Origin of the sequence: Clostridium hydrogenum, from assembly GCF_021432385.1 — a bacterium.
Lineage (GTDB): Bacteria > Bacillota > Clostridia > Clostridiales > Clostridiaceae > Clostridium_S > Clostridium_S hydrogenum.
The window spans coordinates 1,530,695-1,551,986 of the sequence record NZ_JAEACT010000002.1 but is presented as its reverse complement, the minus strand read 5'-3'; the positions used below and the strand labels follow the sequence as shown (position 1 = coordinate 1,551,986).

22 protein-coding genes are annotated in these 21,292 nt (G+C 29.6%); 5 read left to right on the top strand and 17 right to left on the bottom strand.

Features of this window, described 5'->3' with window-relative positions; genetic code table 11:
- Positions 1 to 122 precede the first annotated feature (122 nt).
- The 3 genes from CUEA01_RS06910 to CUEA01_RS06900 form a co-directional block, all read right to left on the bottom strand.
- Entirely contained in the window at positions 123 to 335 is a 213-nt protein-coding gene (locus CUEA01_RS06910; RefSeq protein WP_234120561.1) for a DUF3006 domain-containing protein, read from the bottom strand.
- Positions 336 to 340: 5 nt separating this feature from the next.
- Positions 341 to 1,231: a ComEC/Rec2 family competence protein gene (locus tag CUEA01_RS06905; protein ID WP_234120558.1), complete on the bottom strand. Its 891-nt coding sequence runs from the start codon at positions 1,229 to 1,231 to the stop codon at positions 341 to 343.
- 319 nt (positions 1,232 to 1,550) lie between these two features.
- Complete coding sequence (locus CUEA01_RS06900) at positions 1,551 to 1,730, bottom strand: hypothetical protein (RefSeq protein WP_234120554.1); 180 nt, start codon at positions 1,728 to 1,730, stop codon at positions 1,551 to 1,553.
- A gap of 252 nt (positions 1,731 to 1,982) precedes the next feature.
- Between CUEA01_RS06900 and CUEA01_RS06895 the strand changes: the two genes are divergently transcribed.
- Positions 1,983 to 2,747, top strand: coding sequence for an ABC transporter ATP-binding protein (locus tag CUEA01_RS06895; protein ID WP_234120551.1), 765 nt, complete (start codon positions 1,983 to 1,985; stop codon positions 2,745 to 2,747).
- Between the two features lie 17 nt (positions 2,748 to 2,764).
- Positions 2,765 to 4,132 (top strand): FtsX-like permease family protein, encoded by a 1,368-nt coding sequence (locus CUEA01_RS06890; RefSeq protein WP_234120549.1) that lies wholly within the window; start codon positions 2,765 to 2,767, stop codon positions 4,130 to 4,132.
- 386 nt (positions 4,133 to 4,518) lie between these two features.
- Here CUEA01_RS06890 and CUEA01_RS06885 read toward each other — a convergent pair whose 3' ends face one another.
- The 3 genes from CUEA01_RS06885 to CUEA01_RS06875 all read right to left on the bottom strand — a co-directional run bounded on the left by CUEA01_RS06885 (position 4,519) and on the right by CUEA01_RS06875 (position 7,076).
- On the bottom strand, positions 4,519 to 5,475 hold the full coding sequence (locus tag CUEA01_RS06885) for an IS3 family transposase (protein WP_234117968.1): 957 nt from the start codon (positions 5,473 to 5,475) through the stop codon (positions 4,519 to 4,521).
- Positions 5,472 to 5,765 carry a transposase gene (locus CUEA01_RS06880; protein ID WP_234120546.1) on the bottom strand — a complete coding sequence of 98 codons (294 nt, stop codon included), beginning with the start codon at positions 5,763 to 5,765 and terminating at the stop codon, positions 5,472 to 5,474. Before CUEA01_RS06880 ends, CUEA01_RS06885 begins: the two co-directional genes overlap by 4 nt.
- A gap of 132 nt (positions 5,766 to 5,897) precedes the next feature.
- On the bottom strand, positions 5,898 to 7,076 hold the full coding sequence (locus CUEA01_RS06875; protein WP_234120530.1) for an acetyl-CoA C-acetyltransferase: 1,179 nt from the start codon (positions 7,074 to 7,076) through the stop codon (positions 5,898 to 5,900).
- Between the two features lie 181 nt (positions 7,077 to 7,257).
- Here CUEA01_RS06875 and CUEA01_RS06870 point away from each other — a divergent pair, with 181 nt between their 5' ends.
- Positions 7,258 to 8,241 carry a sulfide/dihydroorotate dehydrogenase-like FAD/NAD-binding protein gene (locus CUEA01_RS06870; protein ID WP_234120527.1) on the top strand — a complete coding sequence of 328 codons (984 nt, stop codon included), beginning with the start codon at positions 7,258 to 7,260 and terminating at the stop codon, positions 8,239 to 8,241.
- A 228-nt stretch (positions 8,242 to 8,469) separates the two neighbouring features.
- Positions 8,470 to 9,747 (top strand): FAD-dependent oxidoreductase, encoded by a 1,278-nt coding sequence (locus tag CUEA01_RS06865; protein ID WP_234120523.1) that lies wholly within the window; start codon positions 8,470 to 8,472, stop codon positions 9,745 to 9,747.
- Between the two features lie 61 nt (positions 9,748 to 9,808).
- Here CUEA01_RS06865 and CUEA01_RS06860 read toward each other — a convergent pair whose 3' ends face one another.
- The 11 genes from CUEA01_RS06860 to CUEA01_RS06810 all read right to left on the bottom strand — a co-directional run bounded on the left by CUEA01_RS06860 (position 9,809) and on the right by CUEA01_RS06810 (position 19,762).
- Positions 9,809 to 11,083: a glycosyltransferase family 2 protein gene (locus tag CUEA01_RS06860; RefSeq protein ID WP_234120520.1), complete on the bottom strand. Its 1,275-nt coding sequence runs from the start codon at positions 11,081 to 11,083 to the stop codon at positions 9,809 to 9,811.
- Positions 11,084 to 11,242: 159 nt separating this feature from the next.
- Complete coding sequence (locus CUEA01_RS06855; RefSeq protein WP_234120507.1) at positions 11,243 to 11,842, bottom strand: metal-dependent hydrolase; 600 nt, start codon at positions 11,840 to 11,842, stop codon at positions 11,243 to 11,245.
- A 211-nt stretch (positions 11,843 to 12,053) separates the two neighbouring features.
- Positions 12,054 to 12,590: a DUF1256 domain-containing protein gene (locus tag CUEA01_RS06850; RefSeq protein ID WP_234120504.1), complete on the bottom strand. Its 537-nt coding sequence runs from the start codon at positions 12,588 to 12,590 to the stop codon at positions 12,054 to 12,056.
- Between the two features lie 139 nt (positions 12,591 to 12,729).
- Positions 12,730 to 13,290, bottom strand: a complete 561-nt coding sequence (gene yyaC, locus CUEA01_RS06845; protein ID WP_234120501.1) for a spore protease YyaC — start codon at positions 13,288 to 13,290, stop codon at positions 12,730 to 12,732.
- 266 nt (positions 13,291 to 13,556) lie between these two features.
- Entirely contained in the window at positions 13,557 to 14,531 is a 975-nt protein-coding gene (locus CUEA01_RS06840) for a metallophosphoesterase family protein (RefSeq protein ID WP_234120491.1), read from the bottom strand.
- Entirely contained in the window at positions 14,528 to 14,695 is a 168-nt protein-coding gene (locus tag CUEA01_RS06835) for a hypothetical protein (protein WP_234120483.1), read from the bottom strand. Before CUEA01_RS06835 ends, CUEA01_RS06840 begins: the two co-directional genes overlap by 4 nt.
- A gap of 546 nt (positions 14,696 to 15,241) precedes the next feature.
- Positions 15,242 to 15,946 (bottom strand): ABC transporter ATP-binding protein, encoded by a 705-nt coding sequence (locus CUEA01_RS06830; RefSeq protein ID WP_234120480.1) that lies wholly within the window; start codon positions 15,944 to 15,946, stop codon positions 15,242 to 15,244.
- Complete coding sequence (locus tag CUEA01_RS06825) at positions 15,939 to 16,712, bottom strand: ABC transporter ATP-binding protein (RefSeq protein WP_234120478.1); 774 nt, start codon at positions 16,710 to 16,712, stop codon at positions 15,939 to 15,941. Before CUEA01_RS06825 ends, CUEA01_RS06830 begins: the two co-directional genes overlap by 8 nt.
- Positions 16,699 to 17,643, bottom strand: coding sequence for a branched-chain amino acid ABC transporter permease (locus CUEA01_RS06820; protein ID WP_234120477.1), 945 nt, complete (start codon positions 17,641 to 17,643; stop codon positions 16,699 to 16,701). Before CUEA01_RS06820 ends, CUEA01_RS06825 begins: the two co-directional genes overlap by 14 nt.
- Before the next feature lie 9 nt (positions 17,644 to 17,652).
- Positions 17,653 to 18,537 carry a branched-chain amino acid ABC transporter permease gene (locus CUEA01_RS06815; RefSeq protein ID WP_234120471.1) on the bottom strand — a complete coding sequence of 295 codons (885 nt, stop codon included), beginning with the start codon at positions 18,535 to 18,537 and terminating at the stop codon, positions 17,653 to 17,655.
- A 76-nt stretch (positions 18,538 to 18,613) separates the two neighbouring features.
- A complete protein-coding gene (locus CUEA01_RS06810; protein ID WP_234120469.1) occupies positions 18,614 to 19,762 on the bottom strand; it encodes an ABC transporter substrate-binding protein in 1,149 nt (382 codons plus the stop codon).
- A gap of 668 nt (positions 19,763 to 20,430) precedes the next feature.
- Between CUEA01_RS06810 and CUEA01_RS06805 the strand changes: the two genes are divergently transcribed.
- Positions 20,431 to 21,003 (top strand): Uma2 family endonuclease, encoded by a 573-nt coding sequence (locus tag CUEA01_RS06805; RefSeq protein ID WP_234120461.1) that lies wholly within the window; start codon positions 20,431 to 20,433, stop codon positions 21,001 to 21,003.
- Positions 21,004 to 21,292 lie beyond the last annotated feature (289 nt).

Below are 21,292 nucleotides of genomic sequence, written 5' to 3'. Positions count from 1 at the left end.
TATAATAAGTTTTAGACTTTGTTCTTTGGCTATGTTTTAATTAAAGTTTGGTTCAAGGTAATTATAACACATTCTTTACATAGGTATACTACTTGAAAAATCGAAATTGCTTATCTATATCTTTAATCCCATATATCTTTAAATTCATCTTCAATTTCTTTTTTTCTTTTTTGTGTATCAGCTTCATTTATAATTATTTTGCCACAATTTATATAGAGTGAATCACCAACCTTGGTTCCAGTTGGCAATTTACTTATTTCTATATTAATCATAGTTCTATTTTCTTTTTCACAAACTGCAAAGTTTTCTTCAAATCTATCTACTATAACAATCATTTAGTTTACCTTCTTCCATTATTATAACTTCCAGGTTTGCAATTAAATTTTATTGAAGTTCCATCACTTGTGCATACAATAGTTCCATCTTCATCAGTCCTATAAAGTGGTATATTTCTATTCTTTAGTTTTGTTACAGTCTCTTTATGGGGATGCCCATAGTCATTATCTTTTCCGCAACTTACTACCGCGTATTTAGGATTAACTTTATCTAAGAATTCATCCGATGTAGATGTGTGACTTCCATGATGTCCTAATTTTAAAACATCTGCACTTAAGTCATACCCAGCCTCAATCATATCTTGTTCATTGGAACTTTGGGCATCTCCTGTAAATAAAAACTTGTTATTCTTGTAAGTTAATTTTATTACAATAGAATAAGTATTAAAATCTCCCTTAATTCTATTTATAGGACCGTACACAACACATTTAGCATCTCCAACATTAAAAGTAGTTAAAGGATCTGGATCAGTTGCTTTTAAATTTTTAGCCCTCATTGCTTTTATAACATCTCTAAAAGTTCTAGTTGAGGTAGATACTTTAGGCATATAAATTTTACCTATATCAAAATCTCTAATGACAGCATCAGCACCACCTATATGATCTTCATGAGGATGAGTCAATACAAGATAATCTATTCTTTTAATCCCCTGATTTTTTAAATACGAAATTAATTTATCTGTTGAAGCATTAGTACCTGTATCAATAAGCATATTTTCATTATTTTTTTGAACTAAAATACTATCTCCCTGCCCTACATCTATATAATGAACCTTAAGTTTCGCATTATATGCATTAGTTACACTCTTACTCCCATTATTAACATTTATACTACAGCCCGAAAATCCAAATAGTAATATAAGGATAATAGAAATACCACAAAAAAGTTTTTTCAAAATTATCAATCCTTTTCTTTAATTTAGGCTTATTGTAGCAAAACTCTACATTTTTTTCAACTAAGGCAGCTTAAAGAAAATAACTAGTCTACCTTTCGGATATTTTTGCTAAATAAACTCTTAGCTTTCCCTTAACAATATTTATCTATACGTGTTTATTTTAAACCTATTTAAAACATAAACATTTTTTAATAATTGAAATTTATATGTTTAAGTTAGTAACAAATGTGTTATAATATAAATAAAGAAAGTCATTAGGCTTTATGTTTATTGAATATAAAACGTTATCTAAAACGCACTTAGTGGAATGGGTGCGTTTTTAGTTTTTTGAGTTTTTATTCTCAGCATTTACATCTGTTTCTATCTTAACTATATCTTTAACGTTTGTTTTACTTTTTACACTTATTTTGTCTTTTAAATAAGTTGCTATAAATACCATAGCTGTCATACCTGACGTTGTAATGCAAATCATTGCTACAAGAATAACTCTATCACTCAAATTATCACCCCCATGTTGTCAAATTACCTAGTGACTTCCTTTTGGATTAGAAAAACTTACTGGGAGTAATATTAACATCTTATACTGTTTTCCTATATCTATATTATTCCATATTTACATTTATATAATCATTTTTAAGGCAATAAATTATTACAAAATATTGTAAATCATTGAAAAAATATATATAATAATATCATGGTATATAAATCCATTTTTTATAATAAATCAAATTAATGAATAGAGGGATTTACTATGAATGAAATACTATATGCAAAGAATCTTACTAAAATTTATGACACGAAAAATAAAATAAAAGTTTTAAATAACGTTAGTTTAACAGTTAATAATGAGGATTTCATATGTATAATGGGTCCATCTGGATCAGGAAAATCTACTTTTTTAAATGTACTATCTACAGTAGACAACCCTAATACTGGAATACTAAAAATTAATGGAAAAAAAATATATGAAATGTCTGATTCCGAAATTGCTAGACTTAGGTATGAAAATATAGGTTTTGTTTTTCAAGATTTTAATCTTGTCGATTCCATGACTATAAGTGAAAATATATCTCTTCCCCTAGTACTCGCCAATAAAAACAAAAAAGAGATTAAAGAAAAAACAGAAGAGCTTGCAAATAATTTGCACATTTTTGAACTTCTCTATAAGTTTCCCAATGAATGTTCTGGAGGGCAAAGGCAAAGGGCAGCCGCCGCAAGAGCGCTAATTGCAAATCCAAAATTACTTATAGCAGATGAACCAACAGGAAACTTAGATACCAAGAATTCCCATGAACTATTAAAAATTTTTCAACAGCGTAATAAAATATGCGGTACCGCAATACTTATGGTTACACACGATTCAATGATTGCAAGTTACTCAAAAAAACTTATATTTTTAAGAGATGGTAAAATTGAACAAGTTCTTGAAAGAAATAATCTAACTCAAAAAGAATTTTTTTATAAAATTGTAGACATAACCTCTAAAGAATCACAAAACTTATTTGATGTTATATAATATGGGAGGTTTCACATATGGGCATATATTTTTTTGTTTTTAATAGACTGAAAAAAAATATAAAAGTCAATCTTTTATATTTGATATCTATAATATTTCCAATAGTAATTATATTTAATCTTATGAATGTAATTAACAACAGCAATCTTTTTGTTAATGGTGGGATAAAATCAGAAAATAGTTTATCTCAAGACATAATATTTTTGTTAGTACTACTTGTATGCATATTTACTTTTTACTCCAATTCGTATTTTGTTATGTCTAAAACAAAGGAAATGGGTATTATGGAACTAAGCGGTTCATCGTCAGGGAAACTTGCAAAAATATTGCTCTTTGAAAATACTATCATAGAGGTAATAGGTGGTGCAGTAGGAATATTGATTGGAATAGCCACAGAGCCACTTTTTCTTTTAATTATGTATAATGTGCTAAAAAAGTCTGGGCATTTATGGATGATATCTCCTACGGCAATTTGGGGAACTATAGCAATTTTATTACTACAGCTTGGCTATGTTACTTTAGGCGATTATTCTTATGCATCAAGTAGAGAAATTATTGATTTATTAAATGCACATAAACAAGTACGATCTCAATTTGCTCATGATAGTACTATTTTGATATCTTTTTCTCAATTTTTCTCTATGTTCAATTTAAAGAAAAAGGATACTGTGAAAAAAGCAAAAACTTTTAACTTAAAAATAGATAAATATTTAATTGTTTATTTATCATCAATAATACTTATTTTTTTATGTCCTAAATATATAAATCTCACTACTGCTGCAATAATTGGGATTGCATTTACTATATATGGTATACCTGCTCTTTTAATGAATTCCATACCCCAAAAAATATTAAAACTTAAAAAGGAAAAGTACCTGAATGATAAAATAAAGTTAGTATCACTTAGCAATTTATACGTTTCCCTAAAACAATTAAAATTTCTACTTATAACTTTAGCTCTTACTATAGAAGTTCTCTTATTTTTTATAGCAATCTCAGATTCACCTACTGTAAAAACTGTGTGTGTAATCGCATATATTACAGTTATAATATTAATTGCTGGAAGTATTCTATATAAAACTATTATTGAAAGCAACAAAAAATCTCATACCTTTATACAGTTGTCTTTAATTGGTTACACAAGCAAAGAAATAGACAAGATAATAAAAGATGAATTTAAAATATATTACTCTATAGTTATGGCACTTCCACTATTTCAAATATTAATATTTTTTATTTTATTTTCAGAAAACGCAATACTATCTCCATATTTGTTGTCAATAATGTTATGTTCTTTTATATTAGTATTCTTTGCTGCAGCTATAATTTCTTATAGGACATATAAAAAATTAGTTTTCCAAAAAGGAACCCTAAGATTTTTATAGTAAAATTAATAAAACGGAGTACAGAGTACAGTTAAGGATAATTTTTCTCCGCTATAGATATATCAGCTCAACTATTAAAATTTATTTGCACCATAATGCCTAGAATACAGCATTTTGGTACAAATAAATTTTAAGTTTCACAATGATATATCTTTATCGCTACGAAAAATCTTAAAACTTATTTTTGATTGCTTACGCAATCGTGGTATTACTGTCGTCAGTGAAGCTGACAACAGTTAAGTTTAAGATTTACCTGACGCAAGGAAAGGTAAATCATCCATCACTCGGATTGGCCCCCCAGAATGGGAATAATTTATTCAAATACTCGCTAATTCTTAGAATTTCATTTTTTTGATATGGTACTGATTTTCAGTACCATATCAATATTATAATCTTACAACTAAATTCTCTTTAAAATTAGAATTTTTTAGATTGTAAAAACCATCAGGTGTTTTATAACCTATTGCTGAATGTATGCGTTTAGTATTATACCCATTAACATAGTTCATAATGGTTTCCTCAGCCTCTTTAAAGTTTTTAAATAGTTTTCCTGCAAGACACTCATCTTGAAGATATCTATGATATGATTCTATGTGAGCGTTGTAATTAGGACTTTTAGCTGGTATTCGCTCATGTGTTATTTTTTCACTAATGCACAGTTTTTCAAAATCATGTGCAATAAATTGAGATCCGTTGTCAGTGCGGATTATTAAGCTTTCTGATTTTCCTTTGATTTTGCGCGAATATAAGGCTTTTAACACTGCTTCTTTAGCACTTTCTGAGTTAGGTGATAAAGATAATACACATGAAATAATACTTCTGTCAAAGATGTCTATTATAGATGCCAAGTAGGCTACTTGTCGTGTCTCGGCTATATAAATGTACTTCGTATCCATTTCCCACAAAGTATTTGAAGTTTTAATTTCATGGTTTTTACATATACGCTTATAATGTTGTATATGCTTTCTTTGTGCCCTTAAAACACCCATTAGAGCCATCAGTCTATACACTTTCTTTTTGTTTATTTTTAGATTATATGTTTCCCTTAATACTGCTGTGACTTTCTTATATCCATAAAACTTTCCATATTGATCATTCAGAATGTCCTTAATGTATTTTTGAATATGAATGTCATAGACTTTTTTACAAAGTTCGTTATTGATATAACTAAATCCAGGTATGACTCCGTCATTCCTTTTAATTGGTTTGAATGGTTGGTCTATCAGGCTTCGCCAACGATAATATGTTGATGATTTTAATCCAATAATATTAAGCAACATTAAAGTTGGAGCTCCTGTAGAAATCCAGTCATTTGCAAAGATAAATGGATCAAAAAGATTCAAATCTTTTTTTTTAACATATCTTTTAATACAGCAATTTCTAGTTCTAGTTCCCTTTTTTCTTTCGTAAGCAATGCACATTGCTTTTTGTAATCAGGTATTGGACCATCAAGTTTTTTAGGCTTTTTTTGCATTAATGTTTGCCCATACTTGCGATAGCAAGACTTCCACCTAGAAAGTAGTCCAGGATTAATATTATATTTAGCTGCCACCAACGAATTGCTACCATATTGGAGAGCCTCTTCTACCATGTTCACTCTTTCTTCTTCTGTATATTTTCTTGTAAAATTCATAAAGACCTCCTCTTAAAGCTCTAAATTAATTCTAAATTATCTGAGTGAATTATTCCAGCTTTATGAGGGGGCCTATGAGCACTGTACTTTGTACTCTGTACTCCGTACTCTATTTTTACTGTTTCCTTATTATCATATTCTTTCAACTACCAAAGTAGTTCCTTGACCTCCACCTATACATAATGTGGCAAGTCCTTTTTTAGCATTTCTATTTTTCATTGCATATAAAAGTGTAACTAGTATTCTTGCTCCAGATGCTCCAATTGGATGACCTATGGCAGTTGTTCCTCCGTTTACATTAACTTTACTCATATCAAGTTTTAAATCTCTTGCTACAGCCATGCACTGTGCTACAAAAGCTTCATTTGCTTCTATAAGGTCTATATCATCAACTGTTAAGTTAGCTTTCTCTAGTGCTACTTTAGTTGAATAATATGGCGCATATCCCATTATTGCAGGATCTAAACCTACTGAAGCATATGATACTATTTTAGCTAAGGGCTTAACACCTAATTCTTTTGCCTTGTCTGCACTCATAACGACTACTGCTGCAGCACCATCATTTAAACCTGAAGCATTACCTGCCGTTACAGTTCCAGCTTTTTTAAACGCAGGCTTCAATTTTGTAAGATTTTCAATAGTAGTACCAAATCTAGGTTGTTCATCTGTATCAACTACAATTTCTTCTTTTCTAGTTTTTACAGTTACAGGGACTATTTCTTCTTTAAATAATCCTGCTTTTATAGATTTCTCTGTCTTTTGCTGTGATTCTAATGCAAATTTATCCTGCTCTTCTCTTGATATTTTCCATTGCTCTGCAATATTTTCAGCTGTAATTCCCATATGGTAATCGTTAAAAGCATCCCATAATCCATCTTTTATCATTTCGTCAACTAACTTTGTATCTCCCATCTTGTTTCCCCATCTTGCGGATTCAACTAAAAATGGAGCTCTACTCATATTTTCCATTCCACCAGCAACAACTACATCTACGTCTTCAGCTTTAATCATTTGTGCAGCTAAACTTACAGCTCTTAAACCTGAACCACAAACCTTGTTAATTGTAAAAGCAGGTACATGTACTGGAAGTTCAGCTTTTACAGCCGCTTGCCTTGCAGTATTTTGTCCAAGTCCTGCTTGAAGAACGTTACCAAAAACGACTTCATTTACATCACTTGGCTTTATTCCTGCCCTATTTACTGCTTCCTTTATTACTATTGACCCGAGCTCTACTGCTGCTAAATCTTTAAATGCCTTTCCAAATGCACCTACGGGTGTTCTTACTGCACTTGCTATTACTACTTCTCTCATATTTTTCCTCCTTAGTATTTATTAGCTTATTAAAAATCAAGTTTCTCAAGTTTTAGTTTTTTCGTATTGCTGTAATTTATACATTGTAAATTTTAAAAAATTGGAACAAAAATATAAATTTCAAATATGTTAATAATAGATAGCATTTTATAATTGCTAAAATAAATTAGGAGGTTTTTCAATGGATTATGAAATTATAGATTGTATTGATAGTGGAACAGAATATTGCCCTTGCCATTTAGCTGAAACTGGTGACTGCATACTCTGTTCACAACTAAAGGGAAAAACTTCTTGTGACTGTGTAAATTGGAAAGGCGTATGCATATACCAAGAATACATTTGGAACGGAAATAAAGCTAAAAAAGAAAGAGAGTCATATCCTTGCAGTATTATAGATAAGAAATTAGTAGGTAATAGCTTAATCATATTTACAATATTTGCAAAGCATAAGCTAGTTAATGATTTATTATCCCCTGGAAGCTATGTATTTTTAAGAAATCCTACTCAAGATCAATATTATGATGTTCCCATATCAATAATGGAGGCAAATCAAGAAGAAAACACTTTAAAATTTGCAATTGAAATAAAAGGTATAAAGACAAAACACTTAGCCGAACTTAATGAAAAAGATACTATTTTAGTTAGAGGACCATATTGGAATGGTGCATTAGGAATAAAAAACATTAATAACTGCAAAGATAGCTCTGCTTTAATTATTGCAAGAGGCATTGGTGAAGCGCCGATGATTCCTGTAATGAAAAAACTTTATTCTAATGGCAACAAAATTTTACTTATAATTGACAAAGCAAATTACGATGAAGTATTTATTCAAAAGTACCTGAAAGAATGCAATGCCGAAGTGTATTACTGCAATATGCTAAGTAAAGGTAATCTTACTTATGAATTTATGACATTGCTTTTAGAATGCATAAAAAATAAAAATATAAATTTAATTCACATTTCAGGTGCAGACATACTTATAAATAGAGTTCTTACGGTTATAGATGATAACCTTAAAGTTTCTTGCTCAAATAATGCTAAGATGTGCTGTGGAGAAGGAATATGCGGAGCATGCACTGTGAGATACAGTGGTCATAAACTAAAAAGATTGTGTAAAATACAGATTGATCCAAGGTATTTATTTAAAAACAGGAGATATATCTAAAGTGAAACTACTGCGAAACTTAAACTATTTATGTTCCACAATACCAATATTCAAGGGATTATGGTGCATATATATTTTATAGTTGAGCTAGTTTCACTAAAGATAAACCACTTTGAAACTTGAAATTTATTTGTACCAAAATGCCGTCTTCTGGGCATTTTGGTACAAATGAATTTCAATAGTTGAACTGGTTTAGCTATATATATTAATATTATGGAGGAAAATTATATGAAGGTAATTATTATTGGGGCTGGATGGGCAGGTGCTGCTGCTGCAATTACAGCAAAAAAAGCTGGAGCTGATGTTACAATATATGAAAAAACCGACATGATTTTAGGTCTTGGCAATGTTGGTGGAATAATGAGAAATAATGGCCGTTATACAGCTTCAGAAGAACTCATAGCTCTTGGAGCTGGTGATTTAATTAAAATAACTGATCATGATTCTAGGCATAAAAATATCAATTTTCCGGGACACCAGCACGCCTGGCTTTACGATGTTAACATAATAGAAGCTGACGTCAAGAAATATTTATTATCCTTAGGAATAAATTTACAACTTATTAAAAGGGTAATTGATGTAAAAAAGAGTAATAACAAAATAGATGGCATTTATCTTTCTGATGGTTCCTATATTGAAGGTGATGTATTTATTGAAACAACTGGTTCTACAGGACCTATGGGCAACTGCCTTAGATATGGAAATGGCTGTTCTATGTGCATTTTGCGCTGTCCTGCTTTTGGCCCACGTGTAAGCTTAAGTCAAAGAGCTGGCATAGATGATCTTAAAGGGGAAAGAGAAGATGGAGCTTTTGGCGCCTTTAGTGGTTCCTGCAAACTTGCTAAAGAAAGCCTTGCTCCAGAGATTGTAAAAGAGCTCGATGAGAAAGGTGTCGTAATATTAAAGGTTCCACCTGAAGATATAAATTTAGATAAACTTAAAATAAAAGTTTGTCAGCAATATGCCTTAAAAGAGTTTGCAGAAAATGTAATACTCCTTGATACTGGACACGCGAAACTTATGACTACCTTCTATCCGCTTGAAAAGCTCAGAAAAATACACGGACTTGAAAGAGCTAAATATGTAGACCCTTACGCTGGTGGAAAGGGAAATTCTATAAGATATTTATCGGTTGCTCCACGAACAGATGATATGCGAGTTAAAGGTTTAGATAATTTATTTTGCGGCGGAGAAAAGAGCGGTCTTTTTGTAGGTCATACTGAAGCTATATGTACGGGAAGTCTTGCCGGCTGTAATGCTGTAAGATATGCATTAAATATGCCTCTAATGATTTTGCCAAAAGAAACAGCTATCGGAGACCTCATTTCTTATGCAAATTATAAACTTTTAACTGAGGACGGAATCAAGACTAGATATACCTTTGCCGGTGCAGAATATTTTAAGAGAATGAAGGAAATAGGATTATACACAACTGATATAGTTGATATAAAAAATAGAATTGAAAAACTCGGTCTTACTGGAGTATTTAATCAAAAATTACTTTAACAAAATAAAATTGCAAAGGAGATGATGTCCTTTGCAATTTAGTTATATATACCATTTAAATTCAACGATTCTTCTCCAAATCATTAATATTTACACTCCTAGTATGAAGTGTGTGACTCCACTCCTTATTATCGCTACTAAAAATTGCCTCTATACAAATTGGCAACCATGTTATCACATATAATGGCATTATTATATAATAAATTAATATTTTAAAATCAAATTTATTTTCAAAAATTAATAAAACTGGCACATATAAGTAAATTAGTGCAGCGACTACAAATGTAATTATATTGTATACATTAGTATCTGCTGAATATGCATTATAATTAAAATTACTCACATAATCATAAGATCCTAGACAAAAATTAGCCGCACCAACTAAAGTTGCTATGCCAAATAAAATAAATAAAATTGGTTGAATAGTATATAGCGCACAATCAATTGCTGTAAAACTTCTTTCTTTAACCCCTCTTTTTAAAAGTTTAAAGAAATATCTACTGCATACATCTGCGAAACCTTGCATCCATCTTTTCCTTTGTCTCCAAGATTGAGCTAATGTAAGCGGCTTTTCATCATATACAATTGCATCATAAGCAAAATCAACCTTATAGCCATTAGCTATTAATTTACATGTAAATTCTAAATCTTCTGTTAGGCAAGTTGCCTCCCAACCGAGTTTTTTTAGAATATCAATGTCTATGCAACATCCTGTGCCTCCTAATTGACTTGAAATTCCTAAATTATTTCTTGAAAGTTGCGCCATTCTATTATTTGCCCAAAAAGTTATAGAATAACTTCCTGTAATCCAAGTATCTCTAGGATTTTTACTATCCAAATATCCTTGAATTACTTTACAGCCTTCACAAAGCTTTTTATTCATTTCATTTAAAAAATTTTTAGAAACAAGATTGTCAGCATCAAAAATGCATACTGCATCGTACTTTTTATTCATTTGTGAAATTTTATGGAACATCCATTCTAAAGCATATCCTTTTCCCTTTTTTTTATTATCTACCCTTTTATAAACTAAAGCACCTGTTTCCATTGATTTTTGAGCGGTATGATCAGTACAATTATCCGCAATTACAAATATATCATACAAATTTTTAGGATAGTCTAGGCTATTTAAACTACTTAGTATATCATTAATGACTACTTCTTCATTATGTGCAGCTACTACTAACGCAAATCTTTTTTGAGGCTTAAATGAGTGCAAGCTCTTTTTTTTGTAAAGCCCAAAAAAAGAAATACCTAAATAATACAAAGAAAAAACAAAAACAGTTTCCGTTAGGATATGTAAAAAAACAATCATTAAATCTCTAAGTCCTTCCATCTTAATCCTCCTTAAATCAATGCAAAAATAACGCATTCACTTTTACAGTTATTACCATTAACTTAATTAAATCACTCTGGCATATAATTGTCAATTACATATATCTTTTCATAATATGTTGTTTTTTATACAAACAATTGTTATTTTATTTAAGATGCCTTAAAACCTTTTAACCGTTATATATAAGCATAGTGCTAATGCTAACATACCTATTAAATTATCTAAAAATGATCCTGTATGTACAAATTTTAAGGAGAACTTTTTTTTAATTGGATAGATAAGCTGAATTCCATTGTTAGTAAGCATATCTGAAAACATATGCGAAATAAAACCTAACGAAAAATATATAAACATATTTCCTATAACAAATCTTACCCCTAAAGAAAATAATATTAGTCCTAATAAGCTATGAGAAAAGCTTCTGTGTTTAGTTAATTTACTAAATAAAATAGACGTGCTAAGTACAACTAAACCATATGTTATTTTGTCACTTGGTTTATAATTAATCTTTATATTATTTATTGGAATACCGGCCTTATAAAATATAAATATAGCAATTAGAGATATAAGTACGGTATTAATAATAACTTTACTACTAAAATCACTTATTTTACTAGTTTTAATATCAATATCTGGTGCTAAAGCACCAATTAACCCGAGAGCTAAACCTGTTACTATAATTTCTGGTGATGCTTTATTTACAGAAAGCACAGTTGCCGAAGCTGCAAGTCCTATACTCATATGTGTTTTTCCTGTCATAATAAAACTCCTTTATATTTAGTCGTAGAACATTTGTTCTTACACTTCTATTATATCATAAAACCCGCTATTTTCCTAGCTTTTTGCGATAAAATATTATATTTTTTCAACTTTAATTTGATTAAAATAGCTTTAATTTTTAAAGTGTTTATTTGCATTAATACAAAAAAATTACAGAAGGTTTTTATATCCTCCTGTAACTTTTCTTAAATTAATTTAATCCAAATTCTAAGCCTTTTGAAATTACTTTTGCTATTTTATAAACTAATACCAATTTTGCTGTTTGCATTTGAACATAAAAATCACAATCATTGTCATAATCCTCATCATTTACTATTGCACTTATTGCAATATTACCAACCCTTATATTTTGAAGTAATTGTGATGGTACTGGATCCTTTTTTAAAATTATTTTACCTACATCCTTACTATTTCCAACCTCAGAAGCGATAACAATTATAAATGGATCATTATATCTTGATTTTATCCTAATTATATTTTTTATCACATTTTTTCTATCCGATGTTAAAATTACTCTTGTAGATGTAAGCGGTTTTTTATTTTCTTTTAAGAATCTTTCAACTAAAGGTGCTAAAAATTCGCCGTCGATATTATTAGACCCTATACATAAAATAACTATTTGCTTTGAATTTTTTATACAGTTTATATTTTTTATTATGAACTCACCAATTTTTATTTCAGCGTGCTCATCATTACTATTAATTTTTTCATATCTATTATTTACCATATTATTCATCCTCCAAAATTTAAAGTACGGCCGCATATAAAATACTTGTATGCGGCCATTTATATAATTCTCCTTGTAAATAATTGTTTTCGTAAAATTATAATGTATATTTATTTTACAAAAACTAATCATACGATTATTACAATTGATTTAACGCTCTTATAAGTGATTTAGCAATAATCTTTGACATATTGTAAATCATCCCCAAATCGGAGCTTTCCATTCTTTTTTGAAAGTTATAGTAACTTCCATATTCCACAATGCCAGTTATGCTTAAGTTGCCAACAGTAACAGCATTTTTTTTATCCCATGATCTTGCGGTCATTGACTTACTGTCTACCAGTATAGTTTTTAAAGCTTCAGGTTTTCCTATTAAATTTGATATGCTGATGTACACAGCTGCATCAATAGCAATTATATATGGATTATCATATTGAGATTTGATTTCATTAATTTTTTCTTTTAAGTTAATTGCATCAACAGGATTTTCAAGAGTTCCATATACATTTGAAATATTATTTTCTTCTAAAAATGTACCTACAGTTGGTCCAAGTGAATCTCCGTTTACCTTGTTTGTTCCTATACATAAAATAACTATGTTTTCTTTATCCTTTATTTGTTCATAAATGCTCCTTCCAATTTTATCTTCTGCCTTATAACTATAGTGCTTTGCATTAAAATTAATTTTCAACAATTCCATTTGTTTCTCCCCCTTTAATTTTGATTAAAACTTTTTTTTACAATTTTAAAAATTTTAACTTTCCTCCTTCCTTATAACTTTTTCATAACAAAAAAGCCGCACGCATTTTTGATTTGCATACAGCTTAGTCGGATTTAAAATTACTAAAAATAATAATCTTCTTAATCCAAAAACATATTAGTTACTTACAAAGTTAATTATTAATTGTGTCTACTATTTCTTATATGTATTTTTAAAAAAATATCTGAGGAATCTTAAAATTTTTTTTATTCCAGTTCATTAGTTTTATCATTCAACTTTCTAATCCAGGTTTTTATAGCACTTGGATTTCGTTCCCTTATAAGAAATACTCTAGCACCTCTTTCAAAGTCTATATTTGAAGGCGCATCGTATCCTGTACATCTTCCATACCCTAAGGCTATTTTGTTTTTTATTGTAATATAATCATTTGTGTGATCATGACCTACAAATATTGCCTTTACATCTCCCATTTCTAAAATTTTATTGAATAATCCTGTATTTAAAATTTGAGTGCACTCTTCCTCATTTCTTTCTCCACTGAGTACAGTTTTTGAAGAAGAATTTTTATATTCTTGTATTGGTATATGAAAAAACATTATTGCTGGTATATTTCCTTTAAGACTCATAGAAGTTTTTGTATACCAATTGATTTGATCACTACTTATAAAACCATAGCCTCCAAGTGCATAAGTTCCAGAATCAAGCATATACATATTAAAAATTGGATCAGTGTTATTAGAATTATTTACGAGTATATTATAATTGTAAGAACAGTCTATATTATATTTATATTTTTTATATAATTTCATCATTGCTTCCCTACTAAAATTATTGCTTTCATTATCATGATTACCAAGAACCGCTGCCCAATAAATTTTCCTATCTTCCATAGGTCTAACAATTTCTCGTATAACTTTTTTTGTATCCTTAAAAGAGCAGTATCTTCCGTCTATATTATCGCCAGTTAAAATAACAAAGTCTGGTTTTTCTTCATCTAAAACCTTATTCATAAGTTCTAGTGTTTTTACATTGAGTGGAACCTTTTCATGGATATCTGTAAATTGAACAATTTTAAAAGTTCCACTTTCCTTAAATTTCAATTTTGGTTTTACTAAAGAATTAGTGTATCCAACTAAATTTAAAGATAAAATACAGCAAATTAATATTTTTAAAAGCTTATTTATATTTTTTTTCTTTTGCTGTGTCATTATTTTATTCACTCTTTCCTTTTATCACCATCCTCATTTTCTCCATTAAGCTCATCATATAGTCCTTTAAATAATATTGGAGAATATAAGTTAGCCGAATTTTGGGGATTTAACATCATACTCATCATACTTAATCTCATTATTTTATTTTCAAGTTCTTTATCATTTTCTTTCATTTTATCACCCCATAATATTTTTTCCCCAATGGCTTAAAAATATTATTTTTTAGGATGTCTTATTATAAATTTAAACTACATTTATTTTTAGGTTTACATTAGATGCTATTTACATAATATTTGTTATGTAAACTAGTGCCAAAAATAATACTTTTTTTGATATTTTTATCATAAATGCAAAAAAAAGCATTAGAGTTCTATTCCTCTAAGCTTATTTAATACATAAATTTAAAATATTGCAGTGTAAAATCAAATATCCTTTAGTATGAGTAGTAAAATGATGCTAGTTCTTCATGCCACATTATCAAAATTCCGTAGGTACGGAGGAATTTTTTCCTTAAACCACTGTAATTGCTAAGTAAGAGCGTTTTGGAACAATTTAAATAATATCTTATAAATCTTAGAGGAATATTCTTAAAAGACTTAGAACTTTCAATCTGTTTGAACCTTAGTGAGTTATTGAAAGTTCTTAGGATTTTGAGAATATTCCTCTTAGATTTATTGATGTTATTTAATGTTCCAGAATGCTCTTACTTAGCAATATTTTTACTCTCCCAAATATGCTTTTTTAATGACATCACTATTTAAAAGTTCTTTTGCATTTCCTTCATTTACTATATTACCTGTTTCAATTACATATGCTTTATCTGCAATAGAAAGAGCCATACGTGCATTTTGCTCTACAAGTAAAACGGTAGTTCCAGCTTTGTTTATTTCTTTGATTATCTCAAAAATATCTTTTACAACTAAAGGTGCAAGTCCCATAGATGGTTCATCCAAAAGTAATATTTTAGGGTTAATCATAAGTGCTCTACCCATAGCAAGCATCTGCTGCTCACCACCACTTAAAGTACCTGCCACTTGCTTAGCCCTTTCTTTTAATCTAGGAAATTTTTCAAATACCTTTTCATAATCCTTTGCAATACTAGCCTTATCTTTTCTTATATATGCTCCAAGTTCAAGATTTTCCATTACAGTTAAAGGGGCAAAAACCCTTCTTCCTTCTGGAACATGTGATATTCCTAAATGCGGCATTTTATAGCTTGGAAGATTACTTATAATCTTATCCTCAAAACTAATTTCTCCAGATTTTATAGGCACCAAGCCCGATATAGCTCTAAGTGTAGATGTCTTTCCCGCACCATTTGAGCCAATAAGTGTAACTATTTCTCCCTCATTTACTTCAATGTTAATATTTTTGAGAGCATGAATTGCACCATAATATACATTTAAATCTTTAATTTTAAGCATTAGTGTCCTCCTCTCCCAAGTATGCCTCTATAACTTGTTTGTTAGTTTTTATTTCTGCTGGAACACCTTCTGCAATTTTTTTACCATAATCTAAAACAACAATTCTTTCACATAAGCTCATAACAAGCTTCATATCATGTTCTATAAGAAGTATTGAAATTTTAAATTCATCTTTTATCCACTTTATAAGTTCAGCAAGTTCCTGCGTTTCCTGAGGATTCATTCCAGCTGCCGGCTCATCTAATAAAAGTAGTTTCGGACTAGCTGCAAGTGCCCTTACTATCTCAAGCCTTCTTTGTTCACCATATGGAAGGTTTGCTGCTAATTCATCCTTTTTACCATCAAGCTTAAAAATCTTAAGTAAATCTAATGCCTTCTTTTCTATTTCTTCTTCTTCTTTAAAAAATCTAGGCAATCTTAAAATTGAATCAGCTATATTATATTTCACACGAAAATTAAAAGATATTTTAACATTATCAAGCACGGATATTTCCTTAAAAAGTCTTATATTTTGAAAGGTTCTTGCCATTCTCTTTTTTGTTATTTCATAAGGCTTTATATTAGTAATATCTTCTCCTGCAAATTCAATTTTTCCTTCTGTTGGGTTACGAACGCCTGTAAGCATATTAAATATAGTTGTTTTACCTGCACCGTTAGGTCCTATAAGTCCAATTAGCTCATGTTCCCCAATTTCAAGAGAGAAATCTGAAACCGCCACAAGACCACCAAAGCGCATAGTAAGATTTTTAGCATTAAGCAGTGGCATTTTTATCCCCTCCTCTAGTCTTTCTCTTCAATAATTTAGATGGTGACATACCTTTTGCATTTAAAATCATTATAACTATTAAAAGTATTGGATAAATAACCATTCTTAAATCTCCAAAACCTCTAAGACCTTCTGGAAGATAAGTAAGTACAGCAGTTGAAACAATACAGCCTGGTATACTTCCAATGCCTCCTAAAACTACATAGGTAATGAAGTCAACTGATTTAAGGAAATTAAAAGTTGTAGGTTCAATATACATCATATAGTGAGAATAAAGCCCACCTGCAACTCCTGCAATAAATGAACCAATAACAAAGGCCATTATTTTATATTTTGTTGTGTTAATTCCCATAGCTTCAGCTGCAATTTCATCTTCACGGACAGAAATCATAGCTCTACCTTGTGACGAATGAACTATATTATAAATTACAAGTATTGTTATAATCATTGCAAAGAATGTCCATGCAAATGTAGTTTTTGGTGGAATTCCTGTAAGTCCTTGTGCTCCACCAATCTGAGGAATATTTTGAATTATAACAACTACTATTTGGCAAAAACCTAATGTTGTAATAGCCAAATAATCTCCTTTTAACTTTAAGGTTGGTACACCTATTATAAAACCTATTAATCCAGCAATTATTCCACCGCCAAGAAGTGCAATAATAAAAGGTAAATTAAGCTTTATTGTTAACATTGCTGATGCATATGCACCTATTGCCATAAATGCCGAATGCCCTATAGTAAACTGTCCAGTAAAACCTAATATTAAATTTACACTCAATGCTAAAATTACATTAATACAAATCAATATAATTATTCTTGTTCCATATTGATCAATTATATTTTGATTAATAACAAAAGAAAGTATTACAAAAATAACTATTGAAGCCGCAATAAAAATTCCAAATTTTTTCAAACTATTTTTAAACATAATATTCACCTACACTTTCACATTTGGTTTTTTACCTAAGATACCTGAAGGTTTTATAAGTAAAATTACAATTAATATTGCAAAAGCTATAGCATCTGAAAGCTTAGATGATATATATACCTTTGTAAACGTCTCTGCAAGTCCCATTATTATGCCTCCAATTACTGCCCCAGGAATTACTCCAATACCACCAAGTACTGCTGCAATAAACGCCTTTAAACCAGGCATTATTCCCATATAAGGATCAATCCTTGAATAAAGAATACCAACCAATACTCCAGCAGCACCAGCAAGTGCAGAACCAATAGCAAAAGTTACTGATATAATATTGTCAATATTTATTCCCATTAAAGCAGCTGCATCATTATCAAAAGCTGTAGCTCTCATAGCTTTTCCAACTTTAGTTTTAAATACTATTATTTGAAGCACAACTGCCAATATAATCGAAATCAAAATAATAAGTAAATGAAGTGAATCTACTCTTAAAGACCCTATTTGTATAATTTTTTCAGGTAATAAATTTGATGGATAAGTTCTATAATCTGGTCCAAATATAAAATCCAATCTACTTCCATTTTCAAGAAGCAAGGACATTCCTATGGCTGTTATAAGCAAAGAAAGTTTTGGAGAATTTCTTAGTGGCTTATATGCAATTTTTTCAATTATTACTCCTAAAATAGCTGCTCCTATCATGCCTACAAGCAAGGTAGGTATAAATGGTAGTTTAAATTTTACAGCAGCAAAGAATCCAAAAAAAGCCCCCATCATATATATATCACCATGTGCAAAATTTATAAGTCCTATTATTCCATAAACCATAGTATAACCAATTGCAATTAACGCATAAACACTTCCAAGTGCTAGCCCATTAATAACTTGCTGTAAAAATTCCATCTGCTTTCCCCCATTCCTATCTTGTATAAAATTTTATTACATGGCATTATTTAAAAAATGCCATGTAATATATAAACTATGGTTGAATTTTCTTTACAAAATCAAAATCATTATTTTTAACATTTATAATTACTGCGGCCTTAACAGCATTTCTGTCTTTATCAAAAGTAATCTTACCAGATACTACAGTACCACTGTAATTTTTAAGTGCATTTTTTATACTTTCTCCGTCTGTTTTACCAGCTTTTTTAATTGATTCAATTAATACTTTGCCAGCATCATAATTTAAAGCTGCCATTGAATCTGGAGTAGTATTGTATTTTTTCTTATAGCTATCAATAAATGTTGTAACTTCTGGTGAAGTATCTTTTGCTGAATAGTGGTCAGTAAAGTATGCACCATTTACGGCATCTCCACCAACTTTAAATAAATCCGCTGAATCCCATCCATCACCACCAAGGAAAGTTGATTTAATTCCTTGTGCTCTTGCTTGTTTTGCAATCATTCCTACTGTTGAATAATAATCTGGTGCAAATAATACATCTGCATTTTTATCCTTTATTTTTGTAAGCTGAGCATTAAAATCCTGATCATTTGTATTATAAGTTTCAGAATCAACTATATTTCCGCCTGCTGCTTTAAATGCTTTTTGGAAATTATCTGCAAGTCCTTTAGAATAATCATTTCCATTATCATAAAGTATTGCTGCTGTTTTAGCTTTTAAATCTCCACTTGCAAATTTGGCAATTACAGTACCTTGAAAAGGATCAATAAAGCATGTTCTATAAATATAATCTCCAGCTTGTGTAATCTTAGGATTAGTACCAGTTCCTGTAACCATAGGTATTTTATTTTGCTGTGCTATTGGTGCAACTGCATTTGCACAAGTACTTGTAAGAGGTCCTACTATTGCAACAACTTTATCTTCATTAATAAGCTTTTGCGCAACATTTACAGCAGATGCTGGTTTGTTTTCATCATCACCATAAACAAATTCTATTTTCTTACCATTAATTCCACCTTTGTCATTGACCTCCTTTTGAAGCAAATCAAGTCCATTACGTGCTGACTTACCATAAGCTGAAATTGAACCAGTAAGTGGAGTTACAACCCCTATTTTTATTTCTCCACTTGATGAACCACCACTTCCAGCAGCACCACATCCTGAAAAAATACCAATTGACATTGCCAATGTTAATCCTAAAGCAATTTTCTTTTTTATCATAAAAAGCCCTCCCAATAAAATAATAAAATTTCACTTATAAATTTCGCAATATTGCAAAAATTAATAGTATGATTTTTTTTTGAATAAAAGTTTATTTTCCCCCCTAGCGAAATTTATAAATTTAATTAACTAATCGAATTTTCATTAATTACAAACTAGTTAATATTTTCTGAATTATTGTTAATAATAATATCACAATTTAATTACATATTCAATATTTTTTTGATATATTATTAATAATTATTTTAAATTTTATTAATATTTTTGATTATCTAACTATTTTTTAATAGTTTATCATTTAGCTTTTTTCTAAATATATGTAAAAAGCTCAAGTACTAGAACTTAATCCATGTATGTTATAATATTTACAAGATTCAAAAAATTGTATTGTTGTACTAAAAAAAATCAAAAAATAAAAATTACTACAGTAACCTTTTACTATAGTAATTTTTAATTGCTTTAATATGTTTTATAAACTTATTCGTAATTATTATCTTTTTACGAGTCTTCTTCATTAGCTAGTTTCTACTCTTAATATTTTTATTTTATTTATTTGGTACAATAGTTATAAAAGCTCTAGATATGTCTATGCCCCTTTCATTGATATAATATTAAAAATAAGTTATTATATATAATATGACAATTATATAGATAAGGAGTGTTTTGCCATGTCTTTACCAATAGAAAATAAAAAGTATACGTATGCTGAATATTTAACTTGGCCAGAGGAAGAAAAATGGGAACTTATTAACGGCGAGCCTTATATGCAAGCAGCTCCATCATGGCAACATCAATCTATATCAAGAGAATTAATGCTGCAATTTGGTGAATATTTACGTGATAAAACGTGTCAAGTATTTGCTGCTCCATTTGATTTAAGGTTGCCTTGTGAAAATGAAAAGGATAGAGATATTACTAACGTTTATCAACCAGATTTGCTAGTAGTTTATGATAAAAGCAAATTAAAAGGAACTGGATATTATGGTGTACCTGATATGGTTATTGAAATACTATCACCGGCTACGGCTAGGATTGATAGACTACTAAAATTTAATATGTACGAAAAAGCAGGTGTTAAAGAATATTGGATAGTAGAACCAGATACAAAACTTACAAGTGTATTCATTCTGCAAAGCAACAATAAATACGAAAGACCTGAAATATACACTGAAAATGATAATGTAAAAGTATCCATATTTTCTAATCTTGTTATTGAACTAGAAAAAGTTTTTGATTTTTAAAATTATGTATATATTAATTGTTCATAATTTTCATTGCCCGCTTGCTAATGCCTCTATTAATTTTTTAGAAATGTAGCAGTCGCAATAAGCTTATTTAATACGTAACTTATAATTAATGCGAACAAACTTAATCAATTCACAATTCACAGTTCACAATGCACAATGAAGGATGATTTGCCTTCCTTGCGTCAGGTAAATCTTAAATTATAAGCTTAGCTTAGCACCATAAATGGTGCTATTGCGTAAGCAATAAAAAAATAAGTTTTAAGATTTTCTGTAGCTTTGCTAC